The organism is Leptolyngbya sp. FACHB-60, from assembly GCF_014695775.1.
In the GTDB taxonomy this organism is placed as follows: domain Bacteria; phylum Cyanobacteriota; class Cyanobacteriia; order Phormidesmidales; family Phormidesmidaceae; genus Nodosilinea.
Map to the genome: position 1 here is coordinate 28,803 of NZ_JACJOX010000023.1, position 13,772 is coordinate 42,574.

General features: G+C 56.4%; 14 protein-coding genes. 5 read left to right on the top strand and 9 right to left on the bottom strand.

What is annotated here, in order from left to right:
* From H6F57_RS09125 to H6F57_RS09140, 4 genes are all read right to left on the bottom strand, one after another.
* Positions 1 to 591 carry a DUF2231 domain-containing protein gene (locus tag H6F57_RS09125; RefSeq protein ID WP_190625301.1) on the bottom strand — a complete coding sequence of 197 codons (591 nt, stop codon included), beginning with the start codon at positions 589 to 591 and terminating at the stop codon, positions 1 to 3.
* Complete coding sequence (locus H6F57_RS09130; protein WP_190625302.1) at positions 588 to 1,085, bottom strand: DUF2231 domain-containing protein; 498 nt, start codon at positions 1,083 to 1,085, stop codon at positions 588 to 590. The genes H6F57_RS09125 and H6F57_RS09130 overlap by 4 nt, the downstream gene beginning before the upstream one ends.
* A 591-nt stretch (positions 1,086 to 1,676) precedes the next feature.
* A complete protein-coding gene (locus H6F57_RS09135) occupies positions 1,677 to 3,062 on the bottom strand; it encodes a proton extrusion protein PcxA (protein WP_190625303.1) in 1,386 nt (461 codons plus the stop codon).
* A gap of 135 nt (positions 3,063 to 3,197) precedes the next feature.
* Positions 3,198 to 4,232 (bottom strand): beta-fructosidase, encoded by a 1,035-nt coding sequence (locus H6F57_RS09140; protein WP_190625304.1) that lies wholly within the window; start codon positions 4,230 to 4,232, stop codon positions 3,198 to 3,200.
* A gap of 130 nt (positions 4,233 to 4,362) precedes the next feature.
* Here H6F57_RS09140 and H6F57_RS09145 point away from each other — a divergent pair, with 130 nt between their 5' ends.
* The gene (locus tag H6F57_RS09145) at positions 4,363 to 4,719 is read left to right on the top strand and encodes a hypothetical protein (protein ID WP_073609269.1); all 357 of its coding nucleotides are present in this window, start codon (positions 4,363 to 4,365) and stop codon (positions 4,717 to 4,719) included.
* A gap of 95 nt (positions 4,720 to 4,814) precedes the next feature.
* Here H6F57_RS09145 and H6F57_RS09150 read toward each other — a convergent pair whose 3' ends face one another.
* Both H6F57_RS09150 and cbiT read right to left on the bottom strand, forming a co-directional pair.
* On the bottom strand, positions 4,815 to 5,714 hold the full coding sequence (locus H6F57_RS09150; RefSeq protein ID WP_190625379.1) for an ADP-ribosylglycohydrolase family protein: 900 nt from the start codon (positions 5,712 to 5,714) through the stop codon (positions 4,815 to 4,817).
* Between the two features lie 28 nt (positions 5,715 to 5,742).
* Positions 5,743 to 6,342 (bottom strand): precorrin-6Y C5,15-methyltransferase subunit CbiT, encoded by a 600-nt coding sequence (gene cbiT / locus H6F57_RS09155; protein ID WP_190625305.1) that lies wholly within the window; start codon positions 6,340 to 6,342, stop codon positions 5,743 to 5,745.
* Between the two features lie 136 nt (positions 6,343 to 6,478).
* On the opposite strand from cbiT, the gene H6F57_RS09160 reads away from it, so the two are divergent.
* Positions 6,479 to 6,940: a hypothetical protein gene (locus H6F57_RS09160; protein WP_190625306.1), complete on the top strand. Its 462-nt coding sequence runs from the start codon at positions 6,479 to 6,481 to the stop codon at positions 6,938 to 6,940.
* A gap of 142 nt (positions 6,941 to 7,082) precedes the next feature.
* A complete protein-coding gene (locus tag H6F57_RS09165) occupies positions 7,083 to 7,505 on the top strand; it encodes a thioesterase family protein (RefSeq protein ID WP_190625307.1) in 423 nt (140 codons plus the stop codon).
* Positions 7,506 to 7,519: 14 nt separating this feature from the next.
* Here the strand turns inward: H6F57_RS09165 and H6F57_RS09170 are convergent, their stop codons facing one another.
* Entirely contained in the window at positions 7,520 to 8,611 is a 1,092-nt protein-coding gene (locus H6F57_RS09170; RefSeq protein ID WP_190625308.1) for an ATP-binding protein, read from the bottom strand.
* Positions 8,612 to 8,735: 124 nt separating this feature from the next.
* Here H6F57_RS09170 and H6F57_RS09175 point away from each other — a divergent pair, with 124 nt between their 5' ends.
* Positions 8,736 to 11,552, top strand: coding sequence for an HAD-IC family P-type ATPase (locus H6F57_RS09175; RefSeq protein WP_190625380.1), 2,817 nt, complete (start codon positions 8,736 to 8,738; stop codon positions 11,550 to 11,552).
* A gap of 23 nt (positions 11,553 to 11,575) precedes the next feature.
* Positions 11,576 to 12,199 (top strand): exopolysaccharide biosynthesis protein, encoded by a 624-nt coding sequence (locus H6F57_RS09180; RefSeq protein ID WP_190625309.1) that lies wholly within the window; start codon positions 11,576 to 11,578, stop codon positions 12,197 to 12,199.
* A gap of 240 nt (positions 12,200 to 12,439) precedes the next feature.
* On the opposite strand, the gene H6F57_RS09185 is transcribed toward H6F57_RS09180, so the two are convergent.
* Together H6F57_RS09185 and thiS are read right to left on the bottom strand one after the other, a co-directional pair.
* Positions 12,440 to 13,384, bottom strand: a complete 945-nt coding sequence (locus H6F57_RS09185) for a DUF1517 domain-containing protein (RefSeq protein WP_190625310.1) — start codon at positions 13,382 to 13,384, stop codon at positions 12,440 to 12,442.
* 103 nt (positions 13,385 to 13,487) lie between these two features.
* Complete coding sequence (gene thiS, locus H6F57_RS09190; RefSeq protein WP_190625311.1) at positions 13,488 to 13,712, bottom strand: sulfur carrier protein ThiS; 225 nt, start codon at positions 13,710 to 13,712, stop codon at positions 13,488 to 13,490.
* Positions 13,713 to 13,772 lie beyond the last annotated feature (60 nt).

The following is a 13,772-nucleotide window of genomic DNA, read 5'->3' on the forward strand; positions in this document are numbered from 1 at the left end:
TTAGATCTGGTTGGGGTTGCCCCCCGATCGCAGCAGTTGATCGGCCGTGACATGCACCCCAAAGTCACCTCCTAGGTGAGCGCCCAGGGTGCCTTGGGCAAACATCAGCGCAAAGACAACTAGCCCTACCAATAGGTAGCTCCACTGCACCTGCCGAGCTCGGTCTTGCCGCCACAGATAGCGCTGAAACCCTCGCCATATGGTCATAGCTACAATCAGCGTCAGGATGAGCACGCCCCCCAAACCATGCCAAACCATGGTGTCTTTAATCCCCAGCCCCCAGGCGCTCACCCCAGGCACCGACATGTCGGCCAGCAAAATTTCGTAAAAGCCGGCGGCAACGGTAAAAAACGTGATGATGGCGGCGGCCACCATGTTGTACCAGCCCACATCAAACAAATTAGAACGGGTGGCCGGAATTGCCAAAAACTTAAACACCCGCTTTTCTAGAGGAAACAGCGCCCCCACAATATCAAAGCCAATCGCCACAATAAACAGACCCAGCGTCAAATGCACCAGGTTGGGGTGAATAGGGATGGCGTACGGCAGGTTGTTAGCTCCTGACTTAGCCACTAAAGACCAAACAATCACAGTAGACCTCCCCGGGTGGCTTCTACTAAGGGCGCGCTGTGCAGCCCATAAACCCAAACCAGCTTGTCACCCAAATAGACCTGAAAGAGCACAATCCCCGTCAGTATGACGTTCAAGCCTAGGTAGGGTATGGGTAGCTGGTCGGGAGTGCGAATGCGAATAATGTAGCGCCAGCCGGTCAGGACCGCAATGATGCCCGAAAGTGACCAGCCGATCAGGGTGTGTAGGTTTAGGTCGTTGACGGCGGCGGCGTAGGGTTCTGCTAGACCGGCTTCGATTTGGCCAAAAATAATGGCGATAAAGATAGACACGGTGGCAAATACCATATTCCACCAGCCCACTTCAAATAGGCGGGTGTTTTTGGTTAAGTAGCCCACCAGATCGCAGAGGACAGCAAACAGCACCATCGCAATCACGAAGTGCACCACGATTGGGTGAATGGTGTCGGGGTAGGGCAGGTTGTGGTCGTTGAGAGGGGGCAGGTACTCAAACACTGGGCTTTCCTTGGGGGGTAGGGGGCCTGAGCAACGAGGGGAACAACACGGTTAGAGTTTAGCGTCTGGGCAACTTTTGTGCTGGCCGCAGGTTGAGCATAACAAGCTGCTCTCTACAGGGTAGGTATCAGAGCTATCAATAGCTAGGGGCATGTTAGATGTGGGCAGATTCTCTCACTGGTGAGGCAGGAATCAGCTGTATTTTTATGAAATGTTAGTTTCTGTCGAGAGAATTTTGTTCTGCTTGTTGGTAGAGCAGGGGAGAGGGCGAAATGTTACTTGGGGAGGAGGTGGGGTAGGTGCGATCGCCCTTCTGTAGGGGCAAACGGCATTTGCCCAGTGGAACATCTGTTGTACTAAATGAGGGACTCACTGCGAGACGGGGCTGCGCGGCGCACAATTTTGGTCAAAAGCCAGATCTACCGCTGGGGCCATTTCGCAGGCCCCAGACCCCCGTCGAGCAGGACGTTCCGTCGTCCTGCACCTCACGGAAAGGATTAGCCGAGCATCGGTTTAAACTTCTGTTTTGCGAATGAGTCTGTAGGTTGACTGCGATCGGCCTCACATCACATCCTCACCTTCCCCACGTCCCTACTCATTCATGGTCTTATAAGTTGCCACTGCCGAGGGTGAAATGCGGTTTAGGTAACGGAAGATCCAGTATTTGAAGATGGTGTCGAGGATGACTGGGAAGGTGGCAATAAATAGGAAGATGAAGTCGCGGTTGGCGGGTAGGCCGAGGTGGCGCGAGAGCCCTTCTAGGATAATTTCCCAGCCGTGGGGCGAGTGGAATCCGACAAAGGTGTCGGTAAAGAGAATGATGATGAATGCTTTGGCGCTGTCGCTGAGGCCGTAGACGATCTCATCCATGAAGGATTTGATGTTAGCTACGTCCTGCTGGCGGTAAATCAGCAGGAGGGCAAAGGCGATCGCGGCCAAGATGTCAGAAAACACGTTTTTGACGGCGCTGGCGCTGCGATCGCGGTAATCTTCCTCGACTTCGGCGGCTTTGGCGCGGACTCGCTCTTCAATATTTAGCTCAGACAGGGCTGGGACTTTGCCAATTAGCACCTCAAAGCGTAGACGCTCCTCAAACTGCTGAAGCTCGTGGAGGGCTTCTTCTTCCATTTCAAGATTGAGAAAGACTTCGATTTCTTCGCCTCCGGCCCGCACCCGATCGACGATCGGCCCAACGATAAAGGCTTTGGTAAACTGCTGGGTCAGCAGCGGCACAATCACCAGCAGCAGCACAAACCGAATGGCGGCAGTGGTTTTGGCTTTAGAGTTGCGGAACTCCTTGACTACTTCTTGCTCGGCGTTGGGGTTGAGGTCTTGGCGAATGCGATCGACGGTGCGGAGAATGGATCGGGGCAGCACGTTGACCCGGTCGGAGAGGCCCGCCGCCCTAGTGCCGTCTTGGAGAGGCAGGTTGACGGCAGCCGCCCCGTTTTGGCCGGTTAACGGCTGCCCTTCCCGCGCCTGGTCAGTTCGCGATCGCAGCACCTGACTCGAAGGAGCAGGCTCTAGGCTGCCGCTGCCTCCGTTAGTGAGGGTGATTACCCGCTCGGGGTTAGTGTCGAGGTTGGCGTAGCGGACCAGCACCTCGTCAATTAGCTGGAGCTTGCGAAAAACCATAGCCTGTTGGTCAACCACGCTGACGGCCAGGTCATCGCCCCCAGCTGCAGGCAGCTGTATCTCTGTCACCCTGGGGTCGGTGACCTGCACAATCGAGCGGCTAGCTCGAAACACGGCCATGCGCATTTTGATCAGATTCAGGTATTTTTTTAGCTCGCTTTGAAAGTAGGCGATCGCGCTGTCGCCGTAGCTGCCGTAGCGGGGAGAGATGGGGTTGCCGCCAAAGTACTCGCGCTCGATCGCCTCAATCATCTGAGCGGCTTCATAGGACTGGTTGAGAGCACGCTCGGGGGTGCGAGAAACCCACCGCTGGGCGCTGCGAAAAAAGCCTGAGTTCTGCATTGGGTTGGGTGCTGGCGCTGAGATGTCCAGATCCTACTACAGTCGGTTGGGACCAGGGGGCGAGTGATGGTAGACGGGGCGGCCTACAGATTGATTAATTCGTGCCGTTAGCGCGACCCAGGGCGCTAGTTGATTTCAAATCGCCAAGTCAGAAAAATCACGATCTACTGCGGTCAGATTAGTGTGAATACCGCTGCGGCGAATGCCGCCCGTTTGAATATCAAACCCGACGATTTCGCCACCGAGTTCAGGCACAACCCGACAAGCGTAAAGCCCCTGGGTTTCTGGGGCCAGCACCCGGATGGTTTGGCTGGCTAGGGGCAGCGGGATGCGATGGCCTTGGGCCGGTCTTTGACCATCGCGCCCCTGCGTCCAAAGTTGGGGAATCGTAATGCCCTGGAAGCCCCCTACTCCACCGGTCACAGGTGAAAAATCGTATTTTGCCCAGCACGAGAACACCAGCTCATAATTACCTTCAGCCTGTTGATAGAGCTGTGGAACTTCCATTTCAGAGTAGTCGCCAGGTTCTAATAGGGGCGATCGATATTGCCATTCGCTGTCGCCACGCACGGCTTGGGCAAAGTTGTCGTCGGCAACTTGCAACAAGGCAATGACGCCACGCTTGCCGGCCGGACCATTTAACGCCTTAGCTGACGCCAGCATAAAGATTTGGTAGCTGGCTCGGTGCCGAAACAAAAATGGATCTCGCCAGGCGTGAATGGTTAGATCGTCGACAACACCTCGGGTTTGATAAAAATGTTTCGGCTTTAGCTGGCTGTCAAAGAAATGCCACCGATTAGAGAACAAATCGCTAGTGTAGGCCACGCCTATGCTTTGGGTCATGCCGTCGTCTTGATGGCGATCTCGCGATGTGAAAAACATGAGATAGCTGTTTTGAGCTTTGATAATATCGCCGCTCCAGATGCACGTATTTGCCCAGTGCCTTGGGAGAGGTTTGAGCACGTCGAAACTACTCTCATCACCCCAGTCAATTGCGACAAAATCTGGAGTGGTGGCATGGCCAACGCAGGTGGCGTAGTGGTGCTGCTCCGATGAGACTAAGGCGCGATCGGCATTCAAGTAAAAAACATGAAAGAGTTTTGCTGCTGGGTCAAAGTGATACCAAAAATCCCACACATGGCGACTGGGATGCTGCATTGAAAAGGGCATTTTGCCACCTGTGGAAACGTCGCGTAAACCCCTACCTAAAATACCGTAGAATCCTCTCCTAGCTTTGCTTTCAGCGATTCTGAAAAATCTTTATGATAGGGATATAGCGGTAATAGACGTAATACGCAGTATGAAGATTCAATCATCGGTATTGGTACACTTAGGTTTTGGTAAATATGTGCGATCGGATCAGGTGACATCGCTACAGCCGGTTGAGGAGGAGCGCGGCCCAGGGCGGCGAACGTTTGTGTATTTAGAAGGGCACACTGACCCCGTTGTAGCCTCGCGGGCGGAAGATACGATTGTGCGCGATTTAGTGCAGGAGCCACGTGAGGTTATTCAGTCGCGGCAGCAGCAGGAAATTTTGACTGACCTGTTGGAGGATTTGTCGAAGGTTAACTCGACGGTGCGCCGCATCAGCCGCGACGAAGGCGGTCTAGATCTCGATCAGCTAGAGCGCCGCATCCACCGCGTGTTGGAAGCGTAGCTATAGCGATTTCATGTTTGTCAGATAGGCTCAGTGATCCTCCCCAGCCCTCTTTTAGGAGGGCTGGTAGAGTGTAGTTTGTTACGAATAGGTCGTTATGCCGTGGCCGTATGTAATTGATCAGCAAGCTTGGCAATTTGGTCGCCCATGGCGAGCTGTTTAAGCCAAGACGTGGGTATGCCCGATTCTCCGTAATAGGCTCCTGCTACTTGACCACAAATAGCGGCTGTTGTGTCGGCATCATCGCCAAGATTGATCGCCGCAAGAATGGCCTGTTCGTAATTTTCCGTTGTCCAAAAACACCACAGTGCTGCTTCTAGGCTATTCACGACATATCCTGTGCCCCGAATCTCATCGATTCGCTTGTTTTGATACGTTCCATCGGCAATGGATTGAATGGCGGGAGATGGAATTGTCTCTAGGTTGTCCAAGAGGATTTCGGTTTTGTTAGCGCCTGAGAGCGCTCGGAACAGCACATTTCCAAACAGCCGACTGGCATCAATACATTCTGGTGCCCCATGGGTTGTGCGAGAACTCTCGCCTGAAAACTGGATGGCGCGATCGCGATCGGGAAAATAAAACATGGGGATAGGGGCAAGTCTCATTAGGCAACCATTGCCAGCAGAGCGTGCATGGGTAGAACCGCTGAACGGATTGCCGGAAGTTTTGTATTGAGACAGCGCTTGATTGACGGTGTTGCCAATATCAAAACAGTCGCCGGTGCTGCTGAGATAACCGTCGTCGCGCCAATCACAGTAGCGGTTCATTTGATCTGTGGCATCGAAGGCACCGACCTCGACCAGGCTGGTGGCCAGGCACAGGGCCATAGAGGTATCGTCGGTCCACTGACCGGGCTTGAGGTTGAAAGGGCCACCGCCAACCATGTCTGTTACAGGCGGAAATGACCCGCGACGCTGAAATTCGACCGTGGTGCCGACGGCGTCACCGATAGCTAGCCCTAACAGACAGCCTCGAAATCGCTCTGATGAACTCAATTGTGGGGTAACCCAGCGGGCCTGGCTGTCACTCATATTTTTCGCCGCTGAGAATGAAGATCGGGTCTACCGCCGTAAACACCTGGTAGTTGCCCTTGGTCTCTAGCCGGTTGACGGCGGGTTGGGCGGCTTCAATATTGCGTACCCGCAGGTGGGCAAAGGTCTCAGACACCACGTACAGAGTTTCGAGGTTGCCCGCTGTCACCACTACTCGCCCCAGCGACGGCAGGTAGTCCCAGGCGGTCAGCAGAATCTCTTTGAGGTTGCGCCCGCCTTCGACAAAAATGCAGTCGGGGTGGTGGGGCAGCTCGCTCAGGCAGCCGGGGGCGCTGCCCTGAATGACTTGAATGTTGGAGAGGCCGAAGCGATCGCAGTTGTGCCGAATCAAATCGGCCACATCCTCATCGCGCTCAACCGCCACCACCTTGCCGCCGGGAATCATCAGTGCCGCTTCGATCGCCAGGGTACCGGTGCCTGCGCCAATATCCCACAGTACATCCTTGGGCTTAAGCCGCAGGTAGCCCAGCAGCAGCAGCCGCACCTCCCGACAGCTGAGGGGAATGCCGGGCAGCTGCTCGAACAGGTGGTCAGGAATGCCGGGGGTGGCGTAGGGCCAGAGTTTCGCCATAGAATTGCCGGGAGTAGGGCTGGTTCTATTCTAGGTTGAGTGCCCAGAGCGGACGATGTACTCCAACCTTCCCGACTGCGAAGGGCTGCTCCAGCATCATGATTTTGGTCAATATCATCATAATCAGTTCTTCACCATGAAAGATTCAGAAATACTGCGATTGAACGAATCTGCTCTTCGACTAAACAATAGTCATTTTGATTGGCAGACCGCCTTAGAAAACGCAGAATCCGATGCTGCCGTAGGGATTCGCCACGCTGCATTATCTGGCGATGCCGCCTGTCGTATTCATGTGGCCGCCATTCCTCATCACGTTGGCTGCCACTTCCACAAAATTGGCGATGAAACCTACGAAATTGTTCAAGGCATGGGCACCTTGCATTTTGGCGAAGTAACCTCTACCAATGGCGTACACAGCGTCAACTGGGAGCCTCCGTTCAACGTTTCTACTGGCGATCGCTTTGTCATCCCAGAAGGCTACGCCCATCAGCTCCAAAAGCGCGGTAGCGAAGCCCTCTCCATCCTCTTTGCCTGCCCCGACTCTCACTTAGATGACGAAGGCGATCGCCATCACTTAGCAGATTCCCCCAATTTGTAGGGTTGCCCCGACCAAGCATTTCACATAGCCATACAGAGGTTTATCGATGTGCTAGCCGAACCGTAACTCAATGCCAGAGCCGTATGGTTAACACTTCGGTTCACCCACCCCACCCCGGCTCTCTCACCGATTTGGCTACTGCATGAAACGCTTCTACCACCACGAATTTGTTGTGCCGATGGAGGTTGTGGACGGCAACGGCCATGTCAACAACGTCGCCTACGTGCAGTGGATGCAGGACATCGCGATCGCCCACGCCACCAGCGTCGGTTGCACCGCTGAGACTCAAGTTCTGGGGGCCACCTGGGTAGCAAGGTCGCACCAAATCACCTACCTGCGCCCGGCCTTTGGGGGCGATCGCCTGCGCCTCACCACCTGGATCACTACCCTGCGCAAAGCCCGCAGCACCCGCCAGTACAAATTTTTGCGCCTCAGCGACGACACCGTGCTGGCCACCGGCGCGACCGAATGGGTGTTTGTCGATGCCGTGAGCCATCGCCCCCGCACCATTCCCGCCTCGGTATCAGGCTGCTTTGAACTAGTGCCCGCAACAGAAGATCTCTAAATCTAAACGTATGACTACCGTAGCCGCTGTTTGAGCCAAAAATCGAGCAGCGGTAGCGCAATTCGGTAGCCAAACTGAGGGCCATAGATCAAGCCCTTTTGCTCCAGGCTGGTGAGTGCTCCCTGCAAGCCGCCACCCCGCGAGAGCTGATGTTTCTTGATATAGGCGTTGGACTGGGGACTGTCGGTGGGGTCGAGGGCCAGGCTTTCGAGCACACGGGCCTGGGTGGGGGGCAGCAGCAGCAGCAGGGCTTCAAAGACAACCGCCATATCCTGCGCCAGGCCCAGCATGGTGCTGTGCACCTGGTGCGACTGAATTAGCTCTGGGGTAGGTGAGGCGATCGCATTGCAGTTTAGCCACAGGCGCTGGGCCAGGGTAATGGCATCTTTCATGTGGCCCTGCGCGTAGCTGAGAAATAGCTCTAGGGCCTGGCTGTCAGGATCAAACTTGAGGCCTGCCGTGGCCATAGTACTAATCACCCAGGGTTGCAGGTCGCGATCGCTGAGGGGCGTTAGCGATATCACCGGCAGCTGGCTAGCGGTCATCCAGGGTTCGGCCACCGTGGCCACCAGGGCGTAGCTCACCCGGCTCTGGCACTCAATCTCCCGGCGCAGATGACTTTCCCACTTACCCTGACGATCCCATGAGCGAATGTGCGGAAAGTTGTGAAACACAATGACCACCTGGCAGTTTAGCCACTCTGCCAGGTGCTGCGGTAGCGCCAGCAACCCTTCAAACAGAGACCACTCTTTACCAGGAGTTTTAGGCCAGACCAGCTGCGCCTGGGGGGCCAGGCTCTGATCAAGGGTCAGCGGCTGCTCTAGGCTCCACTGCTGAATTTTGGCGATTTCTTCCGGTGCCCCAAAGGTGTTGATCAAGCCATCAGCTAAAAAGCGGAGAAACTGGCCCGCATTGCGGCAGCGCAGAAAGTCAATTTCTAGACAGCGAGCACCGACCTGCTGGGCTGCATTCCAAATCAGCGTGCGCCGCCCAATGCCCGGCACACCGGTAATGACAAAATCACTATCCTGGCGGAGCAGGGTGCAGACCTGCTGCATCTCGTTTTCACGAAAAATTAGCGACTGGGGCACAACGGGACTAAGCATTAAATTTTGCGTCTGCACTATTTTTTGGTGCTATAAAGTTTATCTATGCACTATTTAATAGTGGCATCCACGCTCTGGAGGTTAAATAGCACCTGTGGTTCACAGTACACGTTCTAGCTCTGATGTGGGCGATCTGCCGCGCCCCGCGTCTAACCAATGGCACACCCTCAGCCCCGAGCGGGCGATCGCGCTGTTAGAGAGCAGCCTCGAGGGGCTTAGCCCCAGCGAAGCCGAGCACCGCCAGCAGGTCTACGGCCCCAACGAGCTTCAGGAGGGGGCCACCCGCAGCCCCTGGGAAATTTTGTGGGATCAGTTCAAAAACATCATGCTGCTGATGTTGATCGCCGTGGCCCTGGTGTCGCTGGTGCTCGATCTGCGCGAGGGCGGCTTTCCTAAAGATGCGATCGCGATTTTTGCCATTGTGATACTCAACGGCGTTTTGGGCTACCTGCAAGAGAGTAAAGCCGAAAAAGCCCTGGCTGCCCTCAAGAACATGACCTCCCCCCGGGTGCGCACCGTTCGCCAGGGCCAGGAACAAGAAATTGACGCCAAAGCCCTGGTGCCGGGCGATGTGGTGCTGCTAGAGGCGGGGGTGCAGGTGCCCGCCGATGGTCGTCTGCTCAGTGCCGCCAATTTGCAGGTGCGCGAAGCCGCCCTGACTGGCGAAGCCGAGGCGGTGATCAAGCAGCCTGAGCTGCTTTTAGAGGAAGAGTCTGCCCTGGGCGATCGCCTCAACCTGGTCTACCAAGGCACCGAGGTTCTCCAAGGACGCGGCACCGTGCTGGTCACCCAAACAGGGATGACCACCGAGCTGGGCCGCATCGCCACCCTGATTCAGTCGGTGGAAACTGAGCCTACGCCCCTCCAGCAGCGCATGGCGCAATTGGGCAATGTGCTAGTGACGGGGTCACTGGTGCTGGTTGCCCTAGTGGTGGTGGCCGGGTTGCTGCGCACGGGCGACCTCAGCCTGTTCGATGAGCTGCTAGAAGTCTCCCTCAGCATGGCGGTCGCCGTAGTGCCAGAAGGTCTACCCGCCGTCATCACCGTTACCTTGGCCTTGGGTACCCAGCGCATGGTGCGCCGCCACGCCCTAATTCGCAAACTACCGGCGGTAGAAACCCTGGGCTCGGTCACCACCATCTGCTCTGACAAAACCGGCACCCTGACCCAAAACAAAATGGTGGTGCAGCAGGTCAAGACCGTGGCTCACCAGTACGAGGTCACAGGCGAAGGCTACGCTCCGGTAGGCAACCTTTTAGAGAATGGGGCAGCGATCGCCCCCCAGTCCGACTCCGCTCTCCAGGCATTGCTAATGGCCTGCGCCCTGTGCAACGACGCTACCCTCAACCAGTCCGGCAGCATTTGGACCCTGCTGGGCGATCCCACCGAGGGAGCCCTGTTGGCCGTGGCAGGCAAAGGGGGCTTTGATCAAGCGAAACTGGGTCAACAGAGTGATCGCATTGGCGAAGTGTCCTTTACCTCAGAGCGCAAGCGCATGAGCGTCGTGGTGCAGGCCCATAGCGATGCCGTCTGGCCCCTGCCTCCCCAGGTGATGTTCACCAAAGGCTCCGCCGAACTGGTGCTAGAGCGCTGTGGCACTAGCCAAGGCGAGGGGCAGCCTGTGCTGCTCACCGAGGCTCAGCGGCAGGCTATTTTGGCCCACAACGACGCTATGGCCTCCAGTGGCTTGCGGGTGCTGGGCTTTGCCATGAAGCCGACAAACGTCGTAGCTAATCCCAACGCCAACCTAGAGCCCGAGGAGCAAAACCTGATCTGGCTGGGCCTCGTGGGCATGCTAGATGCCCCACGGCCTGAAGTGCGTGCCGCCGTGGTCGACTGTCGGCGGGCCGGCATTCGACCGGTGATGATTACGGGTGATCACCCGCTGACCGCTAAGGCGATCGCTGAAACCCTCGGCATTGCCCAACCCGGCGACACCATTATGACCGGGCGCGAGCTGAGCCACCTTTCCCCAGAGGAACTGGAGCGCACCGTTCCCCACGTCAGCGTCTACGCCCGCGTGGCCCCCGAGCACAAGCTTCGCATCGTGCAGGCGCTGCAAAAACAGGGCGAATTTGTCGCTATGACGGGCGACGGCGTCAACGATGCCCCTGCCCTCAAGCAGGCCGACATCGGCATTGCCATGGGCATTACCGGCACCGACGTCAGCAAAGAAGCCAGCGACATGGTGCTGCTCGACGACAACTTTGCCACGATTGTCGCCGCCACCGAAGAAGGCCGCGTGGTCTACGACAACATTCGCCGCTTTATTAAATACATTCTGGGCAGCAACATTGGCGAAGTGCTCACTATTGCCGCTGCCCCCATCATGGGCCTGGGTGGCGTGCCGCTCTCGCCCCTGCAAATTCTGTGGATGAACCTAGTCACCGACGGCGTGCCTGCCCTGGCCCTGGCCATGGAACCTGCCGAACCCGACGTGATGGAACGGCCGCCCCACAATCCGCGAGAAAGCATCTTTGCTCGCGGCCTTGGGTCATACATGGTGCGGGTGGGCATCGTGCTAGCGGTGCTGACGATTGGTCTGATGGGCTGGGCCTACCGCTATACCACGGCCCCTGGTTATCCCGGTCATCCTGACACCTGGAAGACGATGGTCTTCACCACCCTCTGCCTAGCCCAAATGGGTCATGCCCTCGCGGCCCGCTCAGACACACGCTTAACAGTTCAGCTCAATCCTTTGTCGAATCCTTACATCTGGGGTGCGGTTTTACTCACCACCGGCCTGCAAGTGTTGTTACTGTACGTTCCAGTCCTGGCGCAATTTTTTGGACTTCATCCCTTGTCAGCCGCAGAACTGGCGATTTGCTTTGGATTTAGTGCCCTGATGTTTGCCTGGCTAGAAATCGAGAAACTGGTGATTCAACTGGCGCTACGGCGCAAGCGGCCGGGTCTGCCCAATGGGTCTAAACATGTGCTTTAATCCCACCCAATTTCCTCACCCCTATGGATTCTGACTCTCCTCAACCCCGCTTTTCTCAGGAAATCAAGGCCTTGCTAGAGCGCATAGCCGAGCAGCCGCTGACCCTCTCCCACGTGCTCAACGAAACCGCTGAGCGGGGCTTTTCTCTGGTCATTGGGCTACTGGTGCTACCGTTTTTGTTCCCGATGCCACCGGGGTTCACTACCATTTTGGGGTCGGCCTGTCTGCTGCTGTCGCTGCAGATGGCAGTGGGGCGGCGATCGCCCTGGCTACCCCGGCGAGTGGCCAAGTTTCAGTTTCCGTCGGTGCTGGCCAAAACGGTGCTGAGCAACCTCAAGCGGGTGACCCGCCTCACCGAGCGGTTTGTGCGGCCCCGCCTGCCGGGGCTAGCAAACAACCCTTCGGTCTGGCACATTAACGGTGTCTGCATCAGCTGGCTGACGCTGCTGCTGATGAGCCCGATCCCCATGACCAATCCCATCCCCACGGTTGGCATTTTGATCTTTGTGGTGGCCACCCTCGAAGCCGATGGGGTGATGATGATTTTGGGTTACGTGGCCACAGGGTTGATCACCAGTACGTTTGGTCTGGCGGGCTATTTGCTGTGGCGATCGCCCGAACTGCTTCAAAACTGGTTCCAACGATAGGATAGCGGTGGCTTTAACTTCGTTTAGCTGCCGACTGCCATAGGCCTCATGCTAAATCCTTCTTGGGTACGCCCGATTCAGAAGGGCGAATGCGATAGAGCCTCTGGCTCGGCTATGCCTACGTCCCTACGGTTTGGCCTTTTGGGAATCAGGATTATGTAATTCGGATTTGGTATCACACAAAAAAGCCCTTTGGTAACCAAAGGGCTTTTTTACAGCGTGTGTGGGTCAAAAAGCAGTCTAAATCAGCTTCAAATCAGGGTACTGGGCAATCAGCTCATCGCCGCTGAGGGTTTCCCCCGACTGCTGAGGTGTCCAGAGGACTTCCACAGCCAGTAGGTTTTCGCCGGAGACCGCACCAATCTGGCTAAGAGCCTGGCGTAGGTCAGCAGAGGAGTAAATATCAGGCAGATCGAGCTTACCTTGGGTTGCCACAACCACCGTAGCGAGAATGTATTCGCCAGGAGCCTGGTCGGTATCGCCCGTCAGCAGAGCCTTAGGCTCGGCTTGAGTGAGCTGGTTGTTAACGTTAGACAGAGTTTCGGCGCTAAACCGGCTGCGGGCCGAGAGGGTATAGCGGTTAAACTCTTGCTCAGCATTGAGCAGGCGAGTCTGCTTGTCTTCGCTAGTGGCGTAGGCCCAATAGTCGGGGTGGCGCAGCAGGGCCAGAGTAGTTTCTTGCAACAGCTTAGCTAGCCCTTGAGACGAGCCAGTGTCAGCAGTAGCCGCCAGGCGGTTAAGGTCATCCTGCAATTCACGAGCTTGGGCAAGTAGGCCGACCTGGAGTTTTGCTATGGCTACCGGCGGGTTGTTGCCGCCAACAGGAGCGTCGTAGTCGTCCTCAGAGGTCGCACCCCGCAGGCCGCGTACCACCACATTAGCGATCGAAATGAAGATCAGCAGAGTAAACAACCCTCCAAATCCGCCGCCAATGCCAATGAAGGGAAACAAGAAGGGCATGCCAAAACCACCGCCAGGGTAGTAGCCGCCGCCACCACCAGGGGCATAGCTACGTGGGCTGGGGCTCATGCGCGGAGCCGGAGCGCGGAAGCTTCCGCCTCCCATGCGCCCGCCCGCTGCGGCCCAGGCACCATCGGCGGTGCCAAACACCAAAACCACGGCCAAGACCACGGCCATCAGCGGCTTCAAAAATGGCTTAAGGCGTTGAAAAAGTTGTTTAACCATCGCGTAAAACCGGAGTGCTTTATGTCTTTAATGTAACGCGAACTGCTACTGCTGCCTGTTAAAAACAGGGCAAACTAACGGCGGAAACCCGTACCTAAAGCCCCTAACCGCCCCCAACAATGGTGACGATTTCTAGCCTGTCGTTAGGGTGCAGGTGAGTAGTTTCCCACAGCTGACGATGGAGAATCTCGCCGTTATACTCCACCGCTACCAGGCGAGGATTCATACCTAATGACTCTAAAAAATTGGGCAGCAGCGTACCAGGCGCGCAGGGCTGAGATTCGCCGTTAACGAGGAGATAGAAGTTGTCGGTGGTGGGGTCGGGCATCGTGAAAGTTGGGTATCGGGTGTAGGGTTCAGGGTGTAGGGTTTAAGGACTTGTAGCAAC

Excerpts from the sequence above, each read along its gene's own strand:
- cbiT (WP_190625305.1), bottom strand. The coding sequence starts at position 6,342 with ATGGCGAAACTCTGGCCCTACGCCACCCCCGGCATTCCTGACCACCTG.
- H6F57_RS09180 (WP_190625309.1), top strand. The coding sequence starts at position 11,576 with ATGGATTCTGACTCTCCTCAACCCCGCTTTTCTCAGGAAATCAAGGCC.
- H6F57_RS09140 (WP_190625304.1), bottom strand. The coding sequence starts at position 4,232 with ATGCCCTTTTCAATGCAGCATCCCAGTCGCCATGTGTGGGATTTTTGG.
- H6F57_RS09145 (WP_073609269.1), top strand. The coding sequence starts at position 4,363 with ATGAAGATTCAATCATCGGTATTGGTACACTTAGGTTTTGGTAAATAT.
- H6F57_RS09135 (WP_190625303.1), bottom strand. The coding sequence starts at position 3,062 with ATGCAGAACTCAGGCTTTTTTCGCAGCGCCCAGCGGTGGGTTTCTCGC.
- H6F57_RS09170 (WP_190625308.1), bottom strand. The coding sequence starts at position 8,611 with ATGCTTAGTCCCGTTGTGCCCCAGTCGCTAATTTTTCGTGAAAACGAG.
- thiS (WP_190625311.1), bottom strand. The coding sequence starts at position 13,712 with ATGCCCGACCCCACCACCGACAACTTCTATCTCCTCGTTAACGGCGAA.
- H6F57_RS09160 (WP_190625306.1), top strand. The coding sequence starts at position 6,479 with ATGAAAGATTCAGAAATACTGCGATTGAACGAATCTGCTCTTCGACTA.
- H6F57_RS09165 (WP_190625307.1), top strand. The coding sequence starts at position 7,083 with ATGAAACGCTTCTACCACCACGAATTTGTTGTGCCGATGGAGGTTGTG.
- H6F57_RS09185 (WP_190625310.1), bottom strand. The coding sequence starts at position 13,384 with ATGGTTAAACAACTTTTTCAACGCCTTAAGCCATTTTTGAAGCCGCTG.